This window comes from Paraflavitalea pollutisoli (assembly GCF_029360705.1).
GTDB classification, from domain to species: domain Bacteria; phylum Bacteroidota; class Bacteroidia; order Chitinophagales; family Chitinophagaceae; genus Paraflavitalea; species Paraflavitalea pollutisoli.
Genome location: NZ_JARKMX010000014.1, coordinates 847,204 through 872,280 on the forward strand (window position 1 = coordinate 847,204; position 25,077 = coordinate 872,280).

17 protein-coding genes and 2 pseudogenes are annotated in these 25,077 nt (G+C 50.3%); 11 read left to right on the forward strand and 8 right to left on the reverse strand.

The features are described 5' to 3' along the window. Nucleotides 1-109: 109 nt before the first annotated feature. Complete coding sequence (locus P2W70_RS33770) at nt 110-1,195, reverse strand: alpha/beta hydrolase (protein ID WP_276486035.1); 1,086 nt, start codon at nt 1,193-1,195, stop codon at nt 110-112. Between the two features lie 264 nt (nt 1,196-1,459). Between P2W70_RS33770 and P2W70_RS33775 the strand changes: the two genes are divergently transcribed. Next, complete coding sequence (locus tag P2W70_RS33775; protein ID WP_276486036.1) at nt 1,460-2,509, forward strand: linear amide C-N hydrolase; 1,050 nt, start codon at nt 1,460-1,462, stop codon at nt 2,507-2,509. A 54-nt stretch (nt 2,510-2,563) separates the two neighbouring features. Here P2W70_RS33775 and P2W70_RS33780 read toward each other — a convergent pair whose 3' ends face one another. After that, complete coding sequence (locus tag P2W70_RS33780; protein WP_276486037.1) at nt 2,564-4,549, reverse strand: tetratricopeptide repeat-containing sensor histidine kinase; 1,986 nt, start codon at nt 4,547-4,549, stop codon at nt 2,564-2,566. Nucleotides 4,550-4,781: 232 nt separating this feature from the next. On the opposite strand from P2W70_RS33780, the pseudogene P2W70_RS33785 reads away from it, so the two are divergent. The 5 genes and pseudogenes from P2W70_RS33785 to P2W70_RS33805 all read left to right on the forward strand — a co-directional run bounded on the left by P2W70_RS33785 (nt 4,782) and on the right by P2W70_RS33805 (nt 11,802). Beyond that, nucleotides 4,782-5,459 (forward strand): annotated as a pseudogene (locus P2W70_RS33785) (serine hydrolase domain-containing protein). Further along, nucleotides 5,413-5,805, forward strand: coding sequence for a hypothetical protein (locus P2W70_RS33790; RefSeq protein WP_276486038.1), 393 nt, complete (start codon nt 5,413-5,415; stop codon nt 5,803-5,805). Before P2W70_RS33785 ends, P2W70_RS33790 begins: the two are co-directional and overlap by 47 nt. A gap of 12 nt (nt 5,806-5,817) precedes the next feature. Beyond that, nucleotides 5,818-7,776: a sensor histidine kinase gene (locus tag P2W70_RS33795; protein WP_276486039.1), complete on the forward strand. Its 1,959-nt coding sequence runs from the start codon at nt 5,818-5,820 to the stop codon at nt 7,774-7,776. Between the two features lie 2 nt (nt 7,777-7,778). Further along, on the forward strand, nt 7,779-8,381 hold the full coding sequence (locus P2W70_RS33800; protein ID WP_276486040.1) for a response regulator transcription factor: 603 nt from the start codon (nt 7,779-7,781) through the stop codon (nt 8,379-8,381). 31 nt (nt 8,382-8,412) lie between these two features. Next, on the forward strand, nt 8,413-11,802 hold the full coding sequence (locus P2W70_RS33805) for a DEAD/DEAH box helicase (protein ID WP_276486041.1): 3,390 nt from the start codon (nt 8,413-8,415) through the stop codon (nt 11,800-11,802). 94 nt (nt 11,803-11,896) lie between these two features. Here P2W70_RS33805 and P2W70_RS33810 read toward each other — a convergent pair whose 3' ends face one another. Further along, nucleotides 11,897-12,700 (reverse strand): SPFH domain-containing protein, encoded by an 804-nt coding sequence (locus P2W70_RS33810; RefSeq protein ID WP_276486042.1) that lies wholly within the window; start codon nt 12,698-12,700, stop codon nt 11,897-11,899. Further along, nucleotides 12,700-12,885, reverse strand: coding sequence for a hypothetical protein (locus tag P2W70_RS33815; protein WP_276486043.1), 186 nt, complete (start codon nt 12,883-12,885; stop codon nt 12,700-12,702). Before P2W70_RS33815 ends, P2W70_RS33810 begins: the two co-directional genes overlap by 1 nt. Nucleotides 12,886-13,068: 183 nt before the next feature. Here P2W70_RS33815 and P2W70_RS33820 point away from each other — a divergent pair. Continuing rightward, nucleotides 13,069-13,806, forward strand: a pseudogene (locus P2W70_RS33820) (M90 family metallopeptidase). A gap of 45 nt (nt 13,807-13,851) precedes the next feature. Here P2W70_RS33820 and P2W70_RS33825 read toward each other — a convergent pair. Together P2W70_RS33825 and P2W70_RS33830 are read right to left on the reverse strand one after the other, a co-directional pair. Continuing rightward, nucleotides 13,852-14,556: a hemerythrin domain-containing protein gene (locus P2W70_RS33825; protein WP_276486044.1), complete on the reverse strand. Its 705-nt coding sequence runs from the start codon at nt 14,554-14,556 to the stop codon at nt 13,852-13,854. A 126-nt stretch (nt 14,557-14,682) separates the two neighbouring features. Continuing rightward, nucleotides 14,683-15,414, reverse strand: coding sequence for a YdeI/OmpD-associated family protein (locus tag P2W70_RS33830; RefSeq protein WP_276486045.1), 732 nt, complete (start codon nt 15,412-15,414; stop codon nt 14,683-14,685). A 99-nt stretch (nt 15,415-15,513) separates the two neighbouring features. Between P2W70_RS33830 and P2W70_RS33835 the strand changes: the two genes are divergently transcribed. The 3 genes from P2W70_RS33835 (at nt 15,514) to P2W70_RS33845 (ending at nt 21,641) form a co-directional block, all read left to right on the forward strand. Then, complete coding sequence (locus P2W70_RS33835; RefSeq protein WP_276486046.1) at nt 15,514-15,891, forward strand: hypothetical protein; 378 nt, start codon at nt 15,514-15,516, stop codon at nt 15,889-15,891. 225 nt (nt 15,892-16,116) lie between these two features. After that, nucleotides 16,117-20,478, forward strand: a complete 4,362-nt coding sequence (locus tag P2W70_RS33840; RefSeq protein ID WP_276486047.1) for a CusA/CzcA family heavy metal efflux RND transporter — start codon at nt 16,117-16,119, stop codon at nt 20,476-20,478. Nucleotides 20,479-20,495: 17 nt separating this feature from the next. Continuing rightward, nucleotides 20,496-21,641, forward strand: a complete 1,146-nt coding sequence (locus tag P2W70_RS33845) for an efflux RND transporter periplasmic adaptor subunit (RefSeq protein WP_276486048.1) — start codon at nt 20,496-20,498, stop codon at nt 21,639-21,641. An 80-nt stretch (nt 21,642-21,721) separates the two neighbouring features. Here P2W70_RS33845 and P2W70_RS33850 read toward each other — a convergent pair whose 3' ends face one another. Both P2W70_RS33850 and P2W70_RS33855 read right to left on the reverse strand, forming a co-directional pair. Continuing rightward, nucleotides 21,722-22,174, reverse strand: a complete 453-nt coding sequence (locus P2W70_RS33850; RefSeq protein ID WP_276486049.1) for a hypothetical protein — start codon at nt 22,172-22,174, stop codon at nt 21,722-21,724. Between the two features lie 116 nt (nt 22,175-22,290). After that, entirely contained in the window at nt 22,291-22,908 is a 618-nt protein-coding gene (locus tag P2W70_RS33855) for a hypothetical protein (RefSeq protein ID WP_276486050.1), read from the reverse strand. Between the two features lie 91 nt (nt 22,909-22,999). Here P2W70_RS33855 and P2W70_RS33860 point away from each other — a divergent pair, with 91 nt between their 5' ends. After that, a complete protein-coding gene (locus P2W70_RS33860; RefSeq protein ID WP_276486051.1) occupies nt 23,000-25,066 on the forward strand; it encodes a M48 family metallopeptidase in 2,067 nt (688 codons plus the stop codon). Nucleotides 25,067-25,077: the final 11 nt, after the last annotated feature.

Below are 25,077 nucleotides of genomic sequence, written 5' to 3' on the forward strand. Positions count from 1 at the left end.
CGCTTTATTTATGGAGGTAGGTGCAACGGGTAGTAGCAGCCTAGGACCAAACAAAAAGACCACCCGTAGGTGGCCTTTACCTGCTATAACTGTTAAAGTACAATAAACCTTATTTCAGCGCCTGTTTCAATTCGCTGGCTGCATAGCGCAGTGCAGATTGCACTTCAGGCACTGTTGCCAGGGGATTCAACAAACCATAGTCATGGATCATACCTTGGTAGCGTACCAACGACACCTTTACACCGGCCTCGTTCATTTTACGGGCATAGGCTTCCCCTTCGTCACGCAGTACATCGTTTTCTGCTGTCTGCACCAGCGTAGGCGGCAAGCCTTTCAGTTGCTCTGTGGTAGCTTGCAGTGGCGAAGCAAAGATCTCCTTGCGCTGCGCCTGATCGGGTATATAGTTGTCCCAGAACCATTTCATCATGTTCTTGGTCAGAAAACGATCGGCCTCAAACTGATTGTACGAACCCGTTTCGAAGTCGGCATTGGTTACCGGCCAGAAGAGTACCTGGAATTTCAATTCGGGCCCTTTGTTTTCTTTGGCTTTTAGCGCTACTGCCGCGGCTATGTTTCCACCGGCACTATTGCCCACCACAGCCAGCCGTTTACCGTCTACGCCGATCTCTGCTCCGTGAGCAGCCACCCATTTGGTGGCGGCAAAACTTTCATTGACAGCTACCGGATATTTTGCTTCGGGAGACCGCGTATACTCTGCATGTACTGCTACTGCGCCTGAGTTAACCACCAGGTCGCGAATGAAACGCTGGTGAGTAGGGAAATCGCCGATCACCCAGCCACCACCATGGAAGAACATGAAAGCAGGCAGGGTGCCTGTAGCACCGGCCGGCTTAACGATAAAGAGTTTCACCGTAAGGCCATCTTCCGTAATAGTTTTCTCTGATACCTCCACGCCCGACAGGTCTACTTTCACGGAAGTCTGGGCACCTTCCAGCACTTTGCGAGCTTCGCCCGGCTGCATGGTTTCCATGGGCTTTCCACCGCTGGTATTGAGTGCTTTCAGGAATGCCTTGGTCTCTACTTCTATGGCAGGATCTGTAGCATAGTCTGCCACGGTGCCTGCTGTAGCCGTCACCGAGTCGGCAGCAGAGGCGGCAACTTCCTTTTTATCTCCTTCGCCGCCGCAGCCTGCCAGAAGCAGACCGGGCATTAATGCATAAATAAATGATTTCATCGTTGCTGGTTTTGATGTATGTTTCCTGCAAAGCTATAGTCGCTCCCGGCCGGCAGCAATTGACAAATGATGGCAACAATTGTACAATTCCCTGAAGTCCGCTGACTGGTGAATCTACTTAATTCTCTATCTTTAATTCACTGCTGCATTCCTTCTTACGGTTCCTGAACGCTATAGCCCTGTCGATGCTCCACGCACCGGACAGGCTTCGTTTCATCCTCCCCTGCACTGTTGGAACTTTTCATTTCACCAAAAGCACCTTCTATGCGTACAATGATCAAAGCTTTCCTGTTGTTGGTATTATGGCCTTTATCCGGCGCCCTGTACAATGGCTATGCCTGTACCCGGGTGATGTACAAAGGATTGGACAACCTCATCATTACTGCCCGCTCGATGGATTGGAAAGAAGACATCTATCCCAACCTCTGGATCTTTCCGCGCGGCATGAGCAGGAATGGCGAAGCAGGTCCTAACTCCGTGAAATGGACATCAAAGTACGGCAGTGTCGTCGCCTCTGCCTATGACTTTTGCAGTACCGACGGTATGAATGAAAAAGGCCTGGTGGCCAACCTGCTTTGGCTGGCTGAATCACAATACCCGGCTTATGATGGCAAGAAACCGGGACTGTCCATTGCTGCCTGGGTGCAGTATGTACTCGACAATTACTCTACGGTTGCGGAAGCGGTAAAGGCGTTGAAGCAAGAACCTTTCATCGTGGTGAGTGACAAAGTACCAGGTGAGGACCGTATGGCCAACCTGCATCTCTCCATTTCGGATGCAACGGGTGACAACGCCATTTTCGAATACATTGGCGGCAAACTGGATATTCACCATGACAAAAGCTACCAGGTGATGACCAACTCTCCGGCCTTTGACAAGCAACTGGCTTTGAATGAATACTGGAAGGATATTGGCGGAACCGTTATGTTGCCCGGTACCAACCGTGCATCCGATCGTTTTGTACGCGCCTCGTTCTATACCGAAGCGATTCCGAAAACAGCGGATAAGAAGCTTGGAGTTGCCAGCGTTTTCAGCGTGATCAGGAATTGCTCGGTACCTTATGGCATCACCACCCCCAATCAACCCAATATCTCTTCTACCCGCTGGCGCTCCGTATCGGATCACAAGAACCTGGTGTACTTCTTCGAAACGGCCCTCACCCCCAATACCTTTTGGGTAAACCTGAAAGAGCTTGATTTCTCGGACAAGGCCCCGGTGAAAAGGCTGGGTTTGTCCAAAGGAGAAGTGTATGCCGGCAATGCCGCACCTTCCTTTCAAAATAGTGCCCCGTTTAAATTCCTTGGGTTGCAATAAACGACTAACAGCTGGCTGCCCAGGCAGCCTGCTGTTCAATTACTCTACACATCATCAGGCTACATAGCGGAGTTTATCGGTATTGAACTCGACGTGAATGGAGGTGCCCTGCGAAGAGGAGTCGATATCGACCTTTCCCTGGAAGGCCTGCATGCGGGTGTGTAAACTATAAATACCCAGCCCCTGCGAGTTGGCCAGACTATCAGGATCAAATCCGCTACCATTGTCCTCTACGGTTATGCTCAGCATATCTTCGGTAAAAGTGAGCTGCACGACGGCTGCCGAGGCATCGGCATGCCTGATCACATTGTTGATGAGCTCTTGTATGGTCCGGTATACCATCAGTTCAAAATGGCTGTTGTACCGGCCAGGCTCCCCATAAGCATGAAAATTCACATCCAGCCTGTTGCCATTGACCTTCTGACAAAAAGTTTTCACCGCCTCTACCAGTCCCTGCTCATGCAAGGTAACAGGCAGCAGGTTGTGCGCCGTTTCGCGAATTTCTGCAGTGGCATCTTTGAGCAAGGTCATCGATTCTTTATAAGCGGGAATTGCCGGCAACTGAACAACCTGGTGGCCCAATGAATCCATGTTGAGCCTGGCGGCTGACAGAATACTACCAACACCATCGTGCAGGTTACGGGCAATGCGGGTACGCTCCCGCTCCTCGCCTTCCATCATCGCTTTCACGGCCAGCAACTCATGCTCCTTTTGTATCATCAGCCATTGCAGCTTTTGTTTTTGCCGTACGCCCAACCAGATCAAAATACCGATCAGCAACAAGGTGATCATCGCAATGATGGTGATCATGATCATCAGATCCTTTCGCCGCAGACTGGCTTTTTGCTGCTCGATAGACAACTGCTTATCGGATATCACTTTGTCTTTCTGCAGTGTGCGGTATTTTGTTTCGAGTTCATTGACCCGCGCGTGCATTTTTTCGCTAAGCAGCGAGTCGTTGTACTCGCGGAACTGATCAAATGCGTCAAGACTTTTCATACTCTTTCCCAGGTGCGCATAGACCCTTACCAGGTTGCCATACACTTTCCACAGGCCCTCTTTGCTGCCCATTTTTGTGGCAATGGCCTTTGCCTTGAACATATAATCTTTGGCTTTCTCCCACTGATTGCTTTGTTCGTAGATCTTCGAATAGCAGAGGTATACATTCATCACGTAATAGGGTGTATTGCTCCGCAGGGCCAATGACTCGGCCTGCCGGATATAATACATCGCAGAATCGAGTTGTTTGAAATTGGTATAGGAGTTGGCCAGGTTGGACCTGACCATAAAACGCGTTACCAGGTTGATCCCCTTGTCTGCCATGGTCAATACTTCCAGGTATTGATTGACGGCTTCCCGTTCTTTGCCCAGGGAAATGAGTGTTACGCTGCGATTGTTCAATATGCGGCACAGCAGCGCAGTATCTTTTTGCTCACGGGCAAGTGCTTCTGCTTTGTCGAGGTACTGGATACTTTTATTGAATTCATTCACTTCATTGAAGGTATTGCCGATCCCGTCGTAGACCTGTGCCAGGAATCGCCTGGCGCCGGCCTGCTCCATCGCTGCTGCGGCTTTGAGATACCAGGTAATCGCCGTTTCGAAATCATCCTGGTAATAGCAAAGGTTACCTACATTGTTATAGACCTTGCCCAGTTCGAGGTGGTTGCCGATGGCTGTAAACTGAATGATGGCTTTATCGAACCAGGCTTTGGCTTCGGATAGTTCTGCTTTATCGGAGTAGATAATTCCGGTGAGGGCAGCGCTTTTGGCTTTGCCATATCCATCCTGGAGACGTTCGCTCAGATTCGCGGCCCTTTGTATTACTGGTAAAGCCGTATCATTATCGTAATCCATCAGCGCATCACCATATTGCAATAACTGTCGCACGAGGTTCGTGTCTTCCCGTACGCGCGTAACCAGCGGTTTATACCTGGCGTGTATATCGCTGATCGTTTGTGCCTGGCAGGTACAGATGATCAGTGTCAGCAGACAGCTGAGCAGATAATATGGATAGCAGGAGCTTGCGTTGGTATGATTCATGGCTTACCCGGTATGAGCGCTTCTAAATTAGGAAGGAATCTGATCTTATGGGGTCGTTTCAGACCTGGTTCATCGCTTCCTGGGGGCTGTCCGGGAGAAGAACTAAACACTTCATGCAGTCATTCTTACAACTCATACAAAGTCTGGGGTGACTGGGGAGAATGCCTGGCGCCGCACTTATGCAACATTGCGCTACTTATCCCGTCTATTATCGACACCCCATTACACACCTATGAGAAATTTTATCATTTGTTGCCTGTTTACTGTCTACGGGTTGCCGGGCCATCGTGCGCAATCGCTAACAAAACAAGCCAATCAACTACTAAGTAGCTACCAGCAACAAGGTCAGTTCGACGGCGCGGTATTGATTGCCCGCGGTGACCAGGTCATTTACCAACATCAGTTCGGCATGGCCAACCGGCAGTTCAGGGTACCCATCTCCGCCATCACCCGATTTCCGGTGGCTTCCATCAGCAAATTGTATGCTGCTACCCTGATCCTGGCCCTGCAGCAGGAGGGTCGGTTGCCAATCGACAGCACTGTTTCCCGGTAACTGCTCGAACTGCTGCCACAAAGTGGCCGGCTCATTACGCTGCGTCATTTGTTGAATCATGAGTCGGGCCTGCCCAATGACAAAGTGCCGGACTATACCACCCGGCGATCGCCCTATGAATTTATTAAAACCCGGGTGTCGGATACCTTGCTGTTCCAGCCCGGCAGCCGGTACCGGTACAATAATGTGAACCACATTCTACTGGCTTGCCTCATCGGCCAGATTATAGGCAAGCCCTGGGATCAGGCGTTGCAACAATATAACCGGCCCCCTACAACTTCACCATACTGGGGTCGCACACCGCGACTCGGTGTTCGAACAATTGGCCTACGGTTATCACAACTATGCTTTTGGTAATCCCAGTGTAAACGACCCACTGGAGAACGATGATCCCCTGTTTCTCGAAAATTATGCCCTTGCCGGCGCCATCTATACCACCCCCGCCGAACTGTTTACCTTTCACCGGGCCTTGCAACAAAAGCAACTATTGCGAGAGCCTGCCTATTCCCTGTTGTACGGTATCGACAGTCTACGTAGCAGAAAAGACAACCGTGGTTATTGGGTATCGCCCGGCGGTTATATTGGTATGGAAAAGATAGGTGCTACAGCCGTGCTTGTCATTGAAAGGAACGGCAACATCATAAAAGACCCCGGGGAGCATACCCTGGGGTCATTTTTATTAAGCGGGAACCCCTATATTTGATTTTTATCGTACATGTTGATCAAAACCCTGGCCCAACCATTCCTTAGTTGTATCCTTTTCATCCTGCTGGCAACTTTGCCATGCCAGGCAGATACCCTGACGATCAACACGCCGGCGCAATCACTGCAAAAAACATCCCTAGTTCCTTATTTAGCTGTTTGGGAAGATGTATCCAACATTTCGGATACCAACACGGCCCGTCGTCATACAGCCGACTTTGTCCCCCTTGCACAATTCAAACAACAATACCCTACGAGTTTTTGCTGGCTGCGTATGCCACTGCGTCTTGATATGGCCCAGGATGCTGCCATGATCCTCTCTTTCAATCACCTTACGTTTGTCGACGTCTTCGTGTACGATGGGTCGCAGCTCATTGCCCACAAAGCGGTGGGCGCCTTCCGGTCGCGCCAATACATTGCCCCTTTTGATGGCCGCGAGTTTGTCCGGCTTTTGATGCAGCCGGGTCATCGATACGAGTTACTACTCAAAGTACACCATACCAAATATTACGACCCCACTTTCGATTTTGCCCTACAGCAACAAGATGCATTCCTGCAAAACGATGCACGGCGTAAGACACTCGACGCCTGGTCGCAGGGAGCAATTGCCCTCTTTTTTGTATATGCGCTATTGTCGTGGGTGGTGAGCCGCTATCGACCCTATATCTGGCTGCTCTGTTATATTCTTGGCATCGGCATGTACGGCGTATGTACCCGGGGTTATTTTATTGAATGGGTCACGCCCTATCATCCCGAAGTAGGCTGGTATTTCAACCTGCTGTTCATACACCTGGGTAGTTTCGGCATTTATATGCTCCTGATGGATTTCTGGCAGATGCGTCAGCACAACCCCCGTCTTTACCGCATTGGTCAGATGCTGACGATAGGATTGGCGGGCCTGTCGATCGTGCAGCTCTCCATCGACTACTTTACCGGCAATTTTAACCTGGCCAACACCATCAATATGTGCCTGTCGGTATTCCCGCTGGGGTTCATCATCAGCTCCATCTGGATCTGCTGGCACCGCCTCTCCAAGGCACAACGTTATCTTGCGTATGGTATTGGTATCTTTTTCGTGTCGGCAATCATTGCGATCGTAGGCTCTACGATCTGGCGCGAACAGGCTTTGTCGCCTATTCCCTATATTTCGAATGTGACCACCCTGGCGGTATTTTTACTGTTTGCTACCGGCCTGAAGGAGGACCTGCGGCAACATGAGATCGACAAACATGCTGCGCTGCGGGAACTCAACACCCTGCAACAATTTCAGAACTCTATTCTTGAGCGTAAGGTGGAAGCCCGTACTTCGGAGTTGATGGTAACGAACCGTGCCCTGTCTGAACAGTCCGCCTTGCTGGCCGAGCGCAATAAAAAGATCGAGACGCTGATCAACGAGCTCAATCACCGGGTAAAGAACAACCTGCAGTTACTGTATGGACTGAGCAGCCTGCAAGTGCCGATGGTAAAAGATGATGCCGCCCGTGAGATATTGCGGGGCAATATGGGTAAGATCAAAGCGATGATGCTGGTGAATGAAAAGCTGCTCAGCTTTGAGGAACAATCGTCGGTGCGTGCGCACGAATTCACGACCGAGCTGGCCGATCACCTGCAGCGTATCTACGACAGCCGGCACCGGATCCGTATACTTCAAAACATCGATCGCAGCCTGCTGTTGCAAGGCAAGCAGGCCCTATCGTTTGGCCTTATCCTTACCGAATTGCTGACCAACTCATTCAAATATGCTTTTGCGGATCATCCGGACCCAACGATCCGCATTGTGATGCAGCTGACCGATGAACGCAATATGCTGTTCACCTATTCTGACAATGGAACGGGACTCAGCCACCGTGAACAGTCATTGCCCGTAACGATGGGCGTATCACTGATCCACGACCTGGCCCGCCAGATGAATGGCGCCATCCAGGTGAGTAATGGTCAGGGCTTAACCTATCAGTTCCAAATCCCTGTATAATAATGGTACGTGTATTAATTATCGAAGACGAGATCATCATTGCCCGCTTTATCGAACAACAACTGTTGTCATCCTTCCCCTGTACTACCCGCATTGCGGTATCAGTTAAAGAGGCCCGGGAGGCGATGCATGAATTGACGCCCCATTTATTGCTGTGCGATATCAACCTGCAGGACAATCAATCGGGCATTGCACTGGTGACCGAATTGCGCCAGCAATATTCATTCGAGGTCATCTATATAACGTCCTATCAGAACCGCAGCATCATCGAGCAGGCCTCTGCCACCAACCCAGCCAACTACATTCTCAAGCCGGTAGACGAAGCGCAACTTTTCGCCGGTGTTCAGTTGGTGATGAACAAGATCAGTCAAACGGCTGCTGTGGGAGAAAAGCTGGTCAATCCGGCAGCCTTATTCAATACTACCGAGCGCAGCATCCTGCAATTGATCCGCGACCAAAAGACCACGAAGGAAATCGCCCAGGCCTTGTTCCTGAGTCCATACACCATCAAGAATCATCGTCATAATATCTGTCGCAAACTGCAACTGGAAGAAGGCAATAATGCCCTGCTAAAATGGGTCATGCAGTATAGTCACTTATTGTAGACCTCCTCAAATAGCCGATATTTGCCCACTTATGGAGCAAGCGGGAGATAAGGCGGAGATACCATCCGGGCGTTTTAAGCGGTTTGCGCTCAACGAGCTGAACGAAACGCTGGTTGCACGGCGCAGCCTCGACGGCACCTGGATCGAGCCGAAAGACTACCAACTGATATCGGCCCATCAACTGGAGCCCGACCATGGCATTTTTCTCAACAGGTTTGCCTTCCCCCTTTTTCCGCCTGTAACCGTTTTGCGGCAGGAAGACCAATTGCTGGTAGCCTGCACCTGCCACCAAAATGACCAGCAGCTGTGTATCCATGAAGCGCAGGTACTCACCGCGCTGCTACGCAAGGACGAATTGGGCGTATTTTTCTTTGCTCCGCTGCGCCACGAAAAACTACGCAAATTTGCTGCTGATTATGGCCTTTCCCAGGTAGACAACCCCGATGACTATTTTAGGATCAGCTATGAAAACAATAAGCTGGTCATTACCACGCGTGACACCTCCCTGCTGGCCATTACTGCCGACACCCTGGTGGCCATGAACCAGCAGTTATTCCCCTCAGCAGACGCTGTCTTGAAGGACGATCCCAGCGCCGAAGGGAAGATCACGATCGTGGTATTGAAGCAACACAAATACCATAAGCATTTACTGGTAGAGCTCTATCATGCCGGCGTGTCGAAGGAAGGTAAAATCAAGAATCCACTGGTTCCCGTTGCCCCACTCGACCTGGCCTGGACGCTCGATGATCCGGAACACCTGAAGTTTTACACGGCCGTGCACAAGTTCCAGCACCATCCTGCCGGTAAAAGAACCGCTTCGGACCTGAAGGCCCTTAAGGCCATCATTCGTAATCCAGGCCGATACCGCTTTTATACACACCAGTCTGCTCATTCAGAGAATATCACTGTCACTTCCATCACACCAATAAGCGTGGCATTATTGCCCGGCAGCATCCAGCTCTCGGTATCCCGCGAAGGGGCCTTTTATGCCATGCATGGTCAATTGATGGCAGATCATAAAACGTACTCCCTGCAAGATGTACAAATGCGCTTCGACTGGTTCCTGCAAGCCGATGACACATTCTACCTCATCGATCATCTCCCCGCTCTCGGCATGATCGATCTGTTAAAACGGCGCGACCATTTCCTCATCCATGCCAACAAGTATGGCGAATTTAAAGGACAGTTGCTCGATAAACTGGAAGACAGGATCGACATCGACTACCAATACCTACCACAGGCATCCGCGGAGCAAATGGCTACGACAGGACACCATAACGCTATTCAACGGATCATTTACCTCTCCGACCTGAAGAACTATGTCATGATCATCCCGGTAGTCCGTTATGGTGAAGTAGAGATCCCGATCCGTACTAAACGGCAGGTGCATGCTGTTGATGCCAAGGGCAAAGAATTCCTGATCAAGCGGGATGATGCGGCCGAACGTGCCTTCACGGCGCTAATCCTCCAACAACATCCGCACTTCGAAGAACAACTCGATGACGATCTGCATTACTGGTACCTGCACCGCGACCGGTTCCTTTCCGAAGATTGGTTCCTGCAGGCCTTCGAGGTATGGGAAAAAGAAGGGATCCAAGTGCTTGGGTTCAACGACCTGGAAAACAACCGCATCAATCCACATCGCGTAAAAATAGACATCAAGGTACTGACCGGCATCAACTGGTTCAATGCCGACGTACGTGTACGATTTGGCAAACAAAAGGCGTCGCTGAAACAAGTCTTCAAATCCATCCGTAACCAGAACAAGTACATACAGTTGGATGATGGCACGCAAGGTATTTTACCCGCGGAGTGGATCAAAAAATTCACCGATTACTTCAACAATGCAGAAATCGTCGACGAGTCGACTATTCGCATCCATAAGATCAATTTACCGGCCGTAGAGCGCCTGTATGAGGAAGCATTTCCCGACACAGCCATCGAGCAGGAGATCAATGACTACCGCATGCGCCTGCAAGCGATCGATCGCATCCACGATGTAGAGGAACCGATCGACCTGCATGCCGTATTGCGCCCTTATCAGCGGGAAGGACTCAACTGGCTCAACTTCCTCGACGACCTGAATTTTGGTGGCGTGCTGGCGGACGATATGGGCCTGGGAAAATCGATCCAGATCATAGCGTTCATTCTCTCGCAACGTAACAAGGTTGATCGGAATACCAACCTGTTGGTCGTTCCCTCTACCCTTGTGTTCAACTGGCAGCAGGAAATAGCCCGTTTTGCACCTTCCATCAAAATAAGAACGGTGCATGGCGCCAACCGTATAAAACATGCCGAAGACTTCGACAACTACGAGCTCATCATTACCACGTATGGCACCTTGTTGTCGGATATCAGCTTTATCAAAGACTATGTCTTCAACTACGTATTTCTCGACGAATCGCAGAACATTAAAAATCCTGAGACACAACGATACAAAGCCGTTCGCCTGTTGAATGCACGAAATCGCATCGCTATCACCGGCACCCCCATTGAGAACAACACGTTTGACCTGTACAGCCAACTCTCCTTTGCCTGCCCCGGGTTATTGGGTAGTAAGCAATACTTCAAGGACGTTTTCTCTACGCCGATCGATACCTTCAAGAACAGCAAGCGCGCGTTGGAATTGCAGCAACAGGTAAAACCTTTTATCCTTCGACGTACCAAAGACGAGGTGGCTACCGAACTGCCCGATAAAACGGAGATGGTGGTGTACTGTGAAATGGACGAAGAACAACGTGGTATCTATGATGCGTACGAAAAGGAATTCAGGGACTATATATCCGCCACTACGGATGATCAGTTGAAGAAGAATCCGATGAATGTGTTGAAAGGCCTGACGCGCTTGCGACAGATCTGCGATGCCCCCGCCCTGCTGGGTGATGACGCACTTACAGGCTATAGCTCGGCCAAGATCAACACCCTGCTGGAGCAAATAGACACCAAATCGCCCCAACACAAGATCCTAGTATTCTCGCAATTCGTGTCTATGCTCGACCTGATTGCCGTTCAACTGAAAGACAGGCAGATCGGCTATGAACTACTCACCGGCAGCAGCCGCAACCGCGGCGAGGTAGTCAATGCTTTTCAAAACAATCCAGCCAGTCGTGTATTCCTGATCAGCCTGAAAGCCGGCGGTACCGGCCTCAACCTCACTGCCGCTGATTATGTATACCTGGTAGATCCCTGGTGGAACCCAGCCGTCGAAAACCAGGCTATCGATCGGGCTCACCGGATCGGGCAAGACAAAAAAGTGATTGCCATACGCCTGATCTGTGCGGATACGGTAGAGGAAAAGATGCTGCAGATGCAGGAGACGAAACGATCGCTGGCCGACGACCTCATCAAAACGGGCAATGCGATGGGCCCTGCTTTATCGAGAAACGAACTATTGCAATTACTCAGCGTACGGCCTCAATAATACATCCCTTCACCCACACGATCATTGACAGGCATTAAAAAGCCCGGCAAGGACTTGCCGGGCGGAAAGGCGTATATATGGTTAATGTAACACGTTATTGATTACCCAGGATGACGGGTGTTTTGCCATCGGTGATGATCACTTTGTTGCTGGTATTGCGGATCGCTTCGATCCACTGCTCCTGCAATACACGGGGCTCCAGACCTGATGCTTTAACGCGGTTAGCCTCCGCCTCGATCTTGGCTTTCTCCAATTGCATGCGGGCGACTTCCAATTCATTCTTTACCTGCTCGGCCTGCTGTATCGCGTTGTTACGCTTTTCGATCGCCGCCACCATCGACGCAGGTGGCTTCAAACCTGAGGTTAATGTCAGCAGGTTAAAGTATTTGCCCGCAAACTCTTCCCGCAACCTTTTCTCCACCGCTTTTTCGAAGGAGTTGAGGTTATTCATCAGGCTATCGGTGCTGTAGCTACGACCTTCTTCCCGGTAGGCATTCACCACAATCTGGTTCAACACGTTAGCTTCGATATTGTCCATCATTAGGTTGGGATCGGTGACACCGAGGTGTTTGTAGTGAAAGATAATCTCCACCCCTTGTCCACGTACCGCTGAATAGGTATAAGTAGGATCAACGCTAAACGAGCCAGCGTCCCTGGCGGTGATGTTTACTTCGGAGGGATCTGCTTTCTGTTCCCACATAGGCACCTGAAACAATTCGGAGCCAGGGCCCAGAATACCTTGTGCACCCGTTACGGCTTTAAAGTCTTCACGGCCATTGCGACCGTAGCCCTCCATCTTCACCCCTTCAAAGTTGGGCAATACCCGGTTACAGGTACAGGCAGTGACACTGACCAGTGAAAAGAAAAGAACGACGTGCAATAATTTACTTGGTTTCATTATTTGTTGGGTTGTTTTAAGGTGAAAATGCGACGATAAGGAAAGATGACCAGCAACACAGCGTGTACGATCATGCTCAACCAACTCAGTCTAGGCGTATCGGATTGATACAATGATATATGTGCCAGGATGATGAAGAAGTTCATCACACCAAAGAGCAGTATAAATAGGATAGCTTTTTGCATACTCATTGGTAGCGGGCAGGATAACTTTATTACAGCTTTAACAAAAAATAGTGTGGGATGCTGCTGTTGAACCAATTGACACCGCAAGTGGGAAGCGTGGAAGCTGTTTTTTTGGGCTTGCGGCACAAAGCTGTATCTTAACGGCCTATGGAACCGATCATTGGCATTGCAGGCATTGCTATTATGGCGTATCTTATTTCGCTGGCCTTCCGGCGCAAAAAGGTGCAGCCTGGTTTAACAGAAGAAACCGTCAGGAATATTCTCGGCAAAGAAGTAGCCTTCTATAAAAAACTGGACGATAATCAACAGGTAGCGTTTGCAGTCCGCGTGATGCGCTTTCTGCAACGCGTGCATATAACGGGTGTAAAAACAGCCGTTGATGACCTTGATAAGGTGCTGGTGGCTGCCGGTGCCATTATTCCCATCTTTGCCTTTCCGGATTGGGAGTACCGGAATATCCATGAGGTATTGTTGTATCCAGGCTCTTTTAATGAAGAGTTTGGGCAGGACGGCAATGAACGCAATATCCTGGGCATGGTCGGAAATGGGCCTATGCAAAATGTGATGGTACTGTCGCAAGAAAATGTACGGGCCGGGTTCAAGGCCGGCAGTGATAAACACAATACGGCTATTCACGAATTTGTTCACCTTGTCGATAAATCGGATGGATCTACAGATGGACTACCGGAAGCACTCATCCCCCACCAGTACGCCCGTCCCTGGCTAAAACGCATTCATGAAGAAATGCGCCTGATCAAAGAAGGCAGGTAGGATATCAATTACTACGGCACCACCAACGAAGCCGAGTTCCTGGCGGTCGTGTCGGAATATTTCTTTGAAAAGCCAGGTGAGATGGAAAAGAAACACCCGGAATTATACGCTTTACTAAAATCGATCTTTCAACCGACGGAAGCGGTGTAGTATCCGCCAATCACCAGCGCTCCTGCTTAAGCGTTTTCCAGTCAGCTACACCACCGGGCAGGTCATTTCGTCAACACGAGGTGATAATGCGTGTCTTAAAAGGTGCCAGCGCTTAGCCGGCAACACTTCCTCTGCCAGCCGTAGCTGTATCTCGTAAAGGGTTTGCTGGCCTTTGCGCCGCAGGCCGTTTAACCATCCCAATAGCTCCTGATTGCTGGAAGCTGCCACCATCCACCGGCTTTGCTCGTACAGGTCGCCGGGCGGTATGGTATCGATCAGCATCTGCCGTATCTGGAGCAATTCCAGGTCGGTGTAATAGACCCACAAGACCTCATTCAACTCGTCTTCCTCTTTATTCATCTGTGACAGGTTGAAGGCGATAAAATCGTTGAACGTCAACAACAGGTAACGCCCCCACCCGATCATGGCTGCTCTGTCATCCGTTTGCTCCCAGGCACTGATGGTGTTGCGCAGGCTTTCGGTCAGCACTTCAGCTGTTATTTGCCCCTCCTGAAAACGCTCTACCAGCGCTCCATCGTAGCGGGCTACCGCAGGCAGTATGAATGTATTTTCATGATCTGCATGCTTTTCAAAATAGCAGAGGATCTTTTCGAGGTCGTACACCATTTCGGTGGCGTCGTCGCGGTTGTCGAAATCCGTTTGTTGTAAACGATCGGCGGCATCGTACAACATCGACCTGAGTGCTTTGTGTACCTGGTTGAAGATGTTGTATCTTTTTTGTTGCATCATGGCTATTGCTTTGAATGGCGCAAAATTGCACCATTCCTGTTCAGGCCAGCAGGCAGGCCTACATCAACTGCCATTATCGGAGGATTAATTACTCAATTTGTGCATTGAAACGAAAACCCGTGGAGCTTAATGAAATTTCTTTCCTTCCTCCAACATAGCAACAATCGTTTCCATACGGCGGACCCTGGTTTCCGGCTTTTTAGCCGTCTCCAACCGCCAGCAGATGGCAAACAGGTTGGTTTTATTCAATGTCTGAAAAAATGTATAGGCTGCCTTGTTCTTTTTGACAAGGGCCAGGAAATCCTCGGGGATGGTGCTTTTGGAAGGGGGATTGTAGGCCTGGTCCCAACGTCCATCAGCTTTGGCAGCTTCCACTTCTTTAAACCCTCGTGGTTGCATGCGCTTTGCTTTGACCAGCCTGGCTACATGGTCTACATTGACCTTTGACCAAATGCTTTTGGCACGCCGGGGGGTGAAGCGCTGGAGAAACGACGCTTCATCGTACTTGTTGGCAACGCCATCGATCCAGCCGAAACACAACACCACATCGATTGCTTCGGCGCGGGAAACAGTTTTCACGTTAGTACCCTTTTTATACATACGCAACCAAAGGCCTTTTGCCTCCTGGTGATGCTCGTGCATCCAGGCTTCAAACTCCTCAGACGACTGGAATGAGAGTACCGGCAGATCGTCCTGGATGCTTCTTACAGGTTCTCCCTTGGCCGATACGGTAGTCCTGGCCGCTTTTTTAGCTGGTGACGGGGAGGCTTTGGCTTCGGCGGCTTTTTTGCCTGCTACCTGGGATGACGAGGGCAACCTGGTGGATGACTGAGCTGACTTTTTTGCTTTTGTTGGCATGGGGATCCGTTGTATCCTCCAAAATTAGAATTATTTAATGTGGGTTCAATGTGTTATGAATGGATTACAAGTTTGCCTTTCCCTGCCTATCTTTGCCCCGTGAAAAGAGGTTGCCTCTACATATTGTTCCTGGTTGTAATGCTCAACGATACGTCACTGAACCAGTTTCTGAAACTGCCGGTGCTAGTAGCGCATTTCACGGAACACCTGCAGCAGGACAGCCGGATCGGTTTTGTGCAATTCCTCGCCATGCACTATTGGGGTACTGACCTCAACGACAACGATGATGACCGCGACGCGCAGCTGCCCTACAAGAAAGTAGACCTGCACTCCCTGGATCATCCGGTGCCTCCCCTCTTCAAAGCAGCCATCGGGCAACATCCCGACTTTAGCTCCGTACTGGTACAGCCGGTTTTCAACAATGACCTGCTACCTCAACCCGCACTGGAATCTTTGTTTCGCCCTCCCAAAGCATAATCCTCACATTCTCCGCTACGGAGAATCAATGTTCCTTTCTGCTGTGTACCTATGTGTGTGGCCCTGCGCCTTATTACGGTATGATTAGTTGTTTTTGCACTAACTGTCACCTTCGAAGGGCAGTTTTGAGCCAAGCAACCATCTACTGTTCACAGGGTTCGATTGCCAACCTGGCGTACACTCCATCTTTTCCTTATTTGTTCATACTTCAAGTTCGTATTGTTTATGCTGAATAAGATCATCAGCTTTTCCGTCAGGAACAAGCTGATCATTGGACTATTTGTCATCGCACTTACTTTGTGGGGCGGCTATGAGGTAACCAGGTTACCCATCGACGCCGTTCCCGACATTACCGACAACCAGGTGCAGGTACTCACCGTGTCGCCCTCATTGGGCGCGCCTGATATCGAACGGCTCATTACTTTCCCGATCGAACAGGCCTGCAGCAATATTCCCGGCCTCAAGCAGTTACGCAGTTTCTCTCGTTTTGGCCTATCACTGGTCACCGTGGTGTTCAATGATGAGACCGATGTGTACTGGGCAAGGCAGCAGATCGCCGAGCGGCTGCAACAGGTACAGCAGCAGATACCCGAGGGTATCGGCTCGCCCGAAATGGCGCCTGTATCGACCGGCCTGGGTGAGATCTATCAATATGTCGTACGCCCTAAAGCAGGCTATGAAGGTAAGTACGATGCCATGCAACTGCGTACGATCCAGGATTGGATCGTACGGCGTCAATTGATGGGTACGCCGGGCGTGGCCGAAGTATCGAGCTTTGGCGGTCAACTGAAGCAATATGAGATTGCGGTGCGTCAGGAGCAGTTAAAAGCAAATGGCCTTACGATCTCTGATGTATTTGACGCCCTCGAAAAAAACAACCAGAATACCGGGGGCGCGTATATTGAAAAGGGGCCTACCGTGCTGTATATCCGCAGTGAGGGACTTACTACAGATCTTTCGGATATCGAGCAGGTAGTGGTCAAGACGCTGGCAAACGGTGTACCTGTATTGATGCGCGACGTAGCAACGATCCACTTCGGCGCCGCCATCCGCTATGGCGCCATGACCTACAATGACAAAGGCGAGGTTGCCGGCGCCGTATTGATGATGCTGAAAGGGGAAAACGCTGCTGCCGTGATCAAACGGGTAAAGAACCGGATCGAGGAGATACAGCAGATGTTGCCGGAGGGCGTGGTGATCGAACCATTCCTCGACAGAACCAAAATGGTGAACAATGCCATCGAAACCGTAGAGACCAACCTGCTGGAAGGGGCGATCATAGTGATCCTCGTACTGGTATTTTTCCTCGGCAACCTGCGTGCCGGCCTCATTGTATCCTCGGTCATCCCACTCTCGATGCTTTTTGCCATCATCCTCATGAATAAATTTGGCGTGGGCGGCAACCTGATGTCATTGGGTGCTATCGACTTCGGCCTTATTGTAGATGGGTCTGTGATCGTGGTGGAAGCTATCCTGCATCGCTTCTCCCACTCCAAGCATTTCAGGCATCTCACGCGCATCAGCCAGGCTCAGATGGATGAAGAGGTGATCAACTCTACCGGCTCGATGATCAAGAGTGCTGTATTCAGCCAGATCATCATCCTGATCGTATACCTGCCGATCCTTTCCCTGCAAGGCATTGAAGGCAAGATGTTCAAACCCATGGCTATTACGATTGCTTTTGCCATCCTGGGCGCCTTCCTTCTGTCGGTAACCTATGTACCTATGATGGCATCCCTATGCCTCAGCAAAAAGCTCACGCATAAGAAAACGATGACCGACCGGCTGATGATTTTTCTCGAGCGCCGCTATCACCCCCTGCTGGGAAAGATGCTGCGATTCCCCAAAACGATCATAACTGTCGTGCTTGCTTTGTTTATGGTGGCGGTGCTGATCCTGGGACGCATGGGCGGCGAGTTCATCCCTCAGTTGGAAGAAGGTGATTTCGCAGTAGAAACGCGCCTGCTAACGGGTAGCAACCTGAATAACACCATCAAGTCGACTCAACAGGCTTCGGGCATTCTGCTAAAAGGATTCCCCGAAGTGGAGAAAGTGGTGACGAAGATTGGTAGCTCGGAAGTACCTACCGACCCTATGCCATTCGAAGCAGGCGATATGATCGTGGTATTGAAACCAAAAAAAGAATGGACTTCCGCCAAAACCTTTCCCGAGTTGAGCGCGAAGATGACCGAGGCCCTGGAAGCAGTACCTGGTATTACCGTCAGCTTTCAGTTTCCCGTACAGATGCGCTTCAACGAGCTCATGACAGGTGCCCGGCAGGATATCGTGTGTAAGATATTTGGAGAAAACCTGGATACACTGGCTCATTATGCGCACCGCCTGAATGAGATCATTCAATCGGTACCGGGTGCCATCAACATCTATGAGGAAACGGTTACCGGCATGCCACAGGTGGTGATCAAATACAACCGCAGCGGTATGGCCAAATACGGATTGAATGTCAGCGACATCAACCGGGTGGTCAACACCGCCTTTGCAGGCCAGGTGGCTGGACAGGTATACGAAGGCGAAAAGCGATTCGACATGGTCGTGCGGCTGGCTGGCGAAGGACGCAAGAATATAGCCGATATACAAAACCTGCTGGTACCCACCCGACAGGGCACTCAAATACCTTTAACTATGGTTGCCGATATACAGGAGATCGAAGGCGTGAACCAGGTGCAGCGGGAAAACACCCGCCGCCGGATCATTGTAGGCTTCAACGTCAACGGACGTGATGTTCAGTCTATCGTTACTGAATTACAAGAGAAAGCAGCCCGGCAGCTCCACCTTCCCCGTGAATATACGATTGTATACGGAGGTTCCTTCGAGAACATGAATGCAGCGAAAGAGCGGTTGAGTATCGTGGTACCGGTAGCACTGCTGATGATCTTCCTGCTGTTGTATTTTGCTTTTAATAGCGTAAAACAGGGCTTATTGATCTATACCGCTATTCCGCTTTCGGCGATTGGTGGAATTATTGCGCTATGGGGACGCGATATGCCGTTTAGCATCTCTGCGGGTGTGGGCTTCATTGCGCTTTTCGGCGTGGCTGTATTGAACGGCATCCTACTCGTGAGCGAATTCAACCGGTTGAAAAAAGAAGGCTGGGAGGATGTGAGGCGCATCGTCATCCATGCAACGAAGTCGAAGTTGCGCGCCGTATTGATGACGGCACTCGTGCCTTCACTGGGTTTCATTCCGATGGCCATTAGTACCGGCGCCGGTGGTGAAGTGCAAAAGCCCCTGGCTACGGTAGTCATCGGCGGTCTCATCATCTCTACCTTCCTCACGTTGTTCCTGCTTCCCATCCTGTACATCGTGTTCGAAAAAGGGTTTGGCTACTTCCGGAAACGAAAGTCCTTAGCAGCCGTTTTGGTGATACTTGTTATGGGCACCGCCCTACAGGCACAGGACCCTATCCGCCTTGAAGCTGCCATCGATAGTGCCGTCAAAAACAACCAACGGTTGCGGATCGCCAATACGGCCATCAACTATTACGAGGCGCTGCAAAAAACACATCTTGATCTTGATAAGACAGGACTTGACGTAGAATATGGCCGGTTTAACAGTTTGGCAAACGACAATAAGTTTACGATCTCGCAGGGCATTGCCTTTCCTTCGGTCTACAAACATCAACGCAGCATCAACCGTTCGCAGCTGCTGATTAGTCAGACCAGCAGGTTACAGCAGGAGGTGGAACTGAAAGCTGCGGTGAAGCAAGTGTTCTTTGAGATGATCGTACTGCAACAACGACGAAACTTGCTGCAGGAAGCCGACAGCCTCTACCGTCAATTGCTGCAACGTACCCAACAACGTTTTCAGGCCGGCGATATCGACGTGCTGGAGAAGACAACCGTTGAAAATCAGCGCCAGCAAATCGGCAGCCAGCTACTACTGTTGGAGACCGACTACCAGGTGCTGCAAACGCAGCTGCAGGTATTACTCAATAGTCCCTTCAGGCCAGTGCCTCTAGCTGATACAACGCTATATAAACTCAGCGTGTTGCCGGATACCAGTTTATTGGCCGGCAGCCCGGCACTGCAAATGCTGCAACAGCAGGTACTGCTATCAGAACAGCAGGTAAAGCTGGAAAAGAGTAAACTGCTGCCGAGCTTTAGCGCTGGCTACAACAACAGCTCAATTATTGGCTGGCAGGCCAACAAACAAGGCGATGACCTGTATTTTGGCGGCAGCAAGCGTTTCTCCTCTGTCAATCTTGGTGTAGGCATTCCTCTTTTCTCTGGTGCACAGCGTGCCCGCATCAAAGCAAGCCAGGTTGCGGTGACCCGCCAGCAACAGGAAACCAACGCTACCCATCAGCAATTGGTGGCGAACCTGGAGAACGCCACGCAGGTTTTCCTGCAACGTACTAACCTGGTGCAGGAATACCAGCAATTGTTATTACCCAATGCAAAGACCATCATCCAGACGGCCACGCAACGGCTCCAGGCAGGAGAAACGGGGTATCTCGACTGGGTGATATTGGTCAACCAGGCCCTGCAGATCCGCAGCGACTATTTCAACGCCGTGCAGCAACGCAATGAAGCTGCTTTTGATATTGAAAAACTAACCGCTTCTCACTAAGCATAAAAAGAATGATCATGATGCAAAGAATAATAACCGTTTTGATCCTGGCCAGCCTGCTGACGCAATGCAAGGACGAGCCCGCCCCCGCTGACGATCCTATTGCTACCGCTGACAGTTTTCAAGTACAGGAAGATGTGGTAACCCTCACGGCTGTACAGGCTGGCAATGCCGGGATTGCTACCGGTACACCAGCAAAAAGAAGCATGCATACCTCGCTGCAGGTGAGTGGTATCATCGATGTGCCGCCTCAAAATATCGTATCGATCAGCGTACCATTGGGTGGCTACCTGAAGAAAACAGCCCTGTTGCCCGGTACGAAGATCAGCAAAGGTGCTGTGCTGGCTACCCTGGAAGATCAGCAGTACATTCAGTTGCAGGAAGACTACCTGACGGCCAAAAGTAAACTGGGCTTTGCCGAGGCCGATTTTTCCCGTCAGCAAGGCCTGAATGCCACCAAAGCCGTAAGCGATAAAGTGTTCCAGCAGGTGCGTAGTGAATATGAAAGCCAGAAGATCCTGGTGCGTTCACTCGCCGAAAAACTGCGGCTGATCGGCATCAACCCTGCATCGCTCAATGAAAATACAATCTCACGCAGCATTCACCTGTATGCGCCCATCAGTGGTTATGTGAGTAAAGTAAATGTCAATATCGGCAAGTATGTAAGTCCTACAGATGTGTTATTCGAACTGATCAGCCCGAATGACCTGCACCTCAGCCTGACAGTATTTGAGAACCATGCGGCCAATCTGCGGAAGGGTCAGCCTGTGGTCTGCTACTCCAATAGCAACCCCGGTGTCAAATACCAGGCAACAGTTGAACTGATCACGCCTGCTGTTAACGAAGAACGTTCAGCCGAGGTACACTGTCATTTCTTACAGGGATCCAAAGACCTCATGCCCGGTATGTTCATGAATGCGGAGATCGAGTTCAACAATGCACAAGTATTGTCGGTACCCGAGGATGCAGTGGTGAAATGGAGCAACGCGTATTATGTTTTCGTGGAAGAAGCACCCAATACCTTCAAATTGCTGCCTGTGGAGACCGGCGTATCCCATGGAGGCTATACCGAGCTCAAAACAGCCCTGGCCGAGGATAAAAAATTGGTTACCAAGAACGCGTATACACTACTGATGAAGATGAAGAACAGTGCGGAAGAATAAAGCAACTTATTGACCTTGAGAGACCAGTATCCGTTCCCTATCATACAGCCTGATGGTTCGCCATCAGGCTTTTGTCTTTCTTACAACGACCTGATCCACTGTTCTGCCAGTAAAGGGTCGGTAAAATAATGTTCCCGATCGTGGCTGTAGCTGGATTCATACAGCTGGATTTTGGTTTCATCCTGGTGTGCATGTGCCGCAGCCGTGCAACGAATGCCACGTGTTACAACCAATGGTAGGTTCGCCGCTTCCTCAAACAGATCGAGGTAGCCGACCCGCCAACCGTAAGCAGCCAGGCTTAAAGGAACAATACTCCGGAATCTTTTGTGCACCTCAAAATCTACGGCTTTGAAGCCGTACAGGTTGACGAAGATCTTAAAACTGCTTTCGTCAGGCAATTGACTGAACGCAGTTTGAAGCGATCGCTCCCATCGCTCAATATCATTGCTGTTTACCTGACCGCTGAGGCTAGTAATGATCATACCCGCATCAGGATTCCAGGTAGTGTCGGCTATGACAGTATTGTTCATCATGGAAAGCTACTATTGATAGCTGTTCAAACGAAGTGCAGTAGCATCAATCAGCCACTAAAACGTCCGAAATGCCCAAACTGAATTCCGAATGATGTAGCGGGACCGGTTTGGTATTCCTACCGTTTTCGTGCGTGCCGATACACCAGCCAGGTAACCCAACTCATCCAGATCATGACCAGCAGGAAAGTAGCCTTTTGCAGTACCGGCAGCGCATACAAACCATAACCCGTATAGTACACATAATTGTTGACACCAATCATGCCGAGACAACCTGCACCCAAAATGACCAGCCGGTAACGGCGGTCTTTATAGAATGCCAGGAAGGTCGTCATCAGCGCATCAATGCCAGGAATACTGGCTAGCGTGATCACGAGATCATGGTGCCTGGATGACAAGAAAGGAGTGATCGCCATCGAGATTACACCAGCACCTCTGATACAGATCTTGTGCGCCAGGCAACTGCCAAACAGGATAGGTACCTGCCACCAGAAGACAGCCAGTGAAAGACACAATAGGATCATGGCAGTCATCGCTACCCGCCAACCCGGATTTGCGGCTCCATTGGCCGCCTGAGGGCTCAGTAGTTCGCACCAATAATTGTGCAGGACGCTGAATCCCCCGGATTGCGGATCGGCGTCCGAACCGCCGGGGTAAAGGGCGGCAGCGATGATATACAATAAAACAAAACTGCAAAAACCAAGGATCGGAGTAAGCAGGTAGATTCTATTGCGCATAGGCTTACTGTATGTATACAATACATGCAGCTTCCGCGAATAGTTTTTAATAATTGTGAAAATAGGCTATATTAACCCATATTTTCACCCCATGAACCCTCTATACCCTCCCAAACCCTTAAACGCAGATGCTGTCAGCATTACCCCGTCGGTCCAGTTCAAAAAAGAAGTCGTTGGTGTGGTCTATACCATCGTACTGTTTTTTGCCGTCTACCTGCTATTGGTCATCGGTGCTGTATTGCTATCCATTGCCTGCTTTTACCTGGGCTATTCGCTGATCGTTGCCATGCCCAAATTCCTGACCCTGGTGATTGGCCTGGGGCTGATGGCGGTTGGTTTGTCACTAGTATACTTTCTCCTCAAGTTTATCTTTGCCAAACGAACCACCGATAATTCACAGCGCGTTGAACTGAAAGAATCGGAGCAGCCGAGGCTTTTTGCGTTCATCCGCACATTGACAAAAGAAACTCAAACACCCTTCCCCAAGAAGATCTACCTCTCGGCTCAGGTCAATGCCTGTGTGTTCTATAATTCTTCCTTCTGGAGTATGTTCATTCCGGTTCGTAAAAACCTGGAGATTGGCCTTGGGCTGGTCAACGCTATCAACATGGGTGAATTCAAGGCCGTTATGGCGCATGAATTCGGGCACTTCAGCCAACGCAGCATGAAGCTGGGCAGTTTTACCTACAACGTGAACCAGGTGATCTACAACATGCTGTATGAAAACAACAGCTACACCAATTTCCTCAATGCCTGGGGCAGCCTCGATGGTATTCTGGCCATATTCGCGTCCATCACGGTGGGTATTGCCCGTGGCATTCAATGGATACTCAAGCAGGTATACATGGTAATGAACAAGCGTTACATGAGCCTCAGCCGTGAAATGGAGTTTCATGCCGATGCGGTGGCCGCTTCTGTATCCGGAGGCAATAACCTGGTTACCGCTTTTCATCGTATCGAACTGGCCAGTGCCTCTTACAACCATGTACTGGCAAAAGTCAATGAAGCCATCGAACGCAAGCAGGCTTCACAGAATGTATTTGCCGATCAGCTCGTTGTCATGCAACAAACCTCGCTCAGGCATGGTTTGTCTCTTCAACAGGGATTACCAGTGGTCACCCCGGCCTTTCTCACCAGCCGTTTCCCATCTCGTATCAATTACAAAGACCAGTGGGCCAGTCACCCTACTAATCAAGACCGTACAGAACGGTTACAACAACTGGGACTGGATGCGGCAGTAACCGATACGCCTGCCTGGGCCATCTTTGACCAGCCGGAAGCCCTGCAATTGCGACTGACCAACCATATTTACAATACCGCACAGGTCGCGGTAGATGGCTTTCAATTGTATGCTGCCGATGAGTTCAAGCAGCGTTATGAAGACAACGAAGCAGCCTGGTCACTCCCCCCAGTCTACAAAGATTTCTTTGAGGGATACTATCCCTATCTGGCTCAACTACCAGCCGCCAATGCCACCACGGCTATTGCATGGTCGACAATCGATACTACTGCCAACCGGCACCTGAAAGACCAACTGGCACGTACAACAGCCGACCTGCAGATCGTTGAAGCGATTGCTAAAGGCGATACTGGCATCAAGTATTTTGATTTCGACGGCACCAAGCGTTCCGCCGGGGATGCCGCTGAAGTAGCCACTCTATTACGTACCGAAACTGCCAGCTTACAACAACGCCGCCAGGAACTGGATCAGGAGCTACTCACCTGGTTGATGCAGGAAAACCGTGAAGGTTTACCACTGTACCGTAAATGGTTGCTGCTCGACCAACAACTTGCCAATCCTGCCACGGCGATCATGAATACGGTGCAGCTATTTTCTGACCCGAATTTAACGATCGGCCGCTTACAAGGACAGATCGATGAGATCACTGAAATTCGTGAGCCTGCTTTGCGTACCCTCTGGCAACATTTGCTGGATGAACAGGTACTGCAGGCGGCAGATCCCCTCCATACCGAAATCACGGCATTTATGGCCACCCGCTATGTGTACCTTACCGGTTCCGATTTCAACAATGAGGCATTCAATCACTTGCTGCGTACAGTAAGCAATACGGAGCATTGGATCGCAAAGCAGAAAATAGCCGCTTTCAGGGCCTGGTTGCAACCTACCGTTCCTACACAGCCTACTCTTCCTGCGTAAACGCTGAAAAG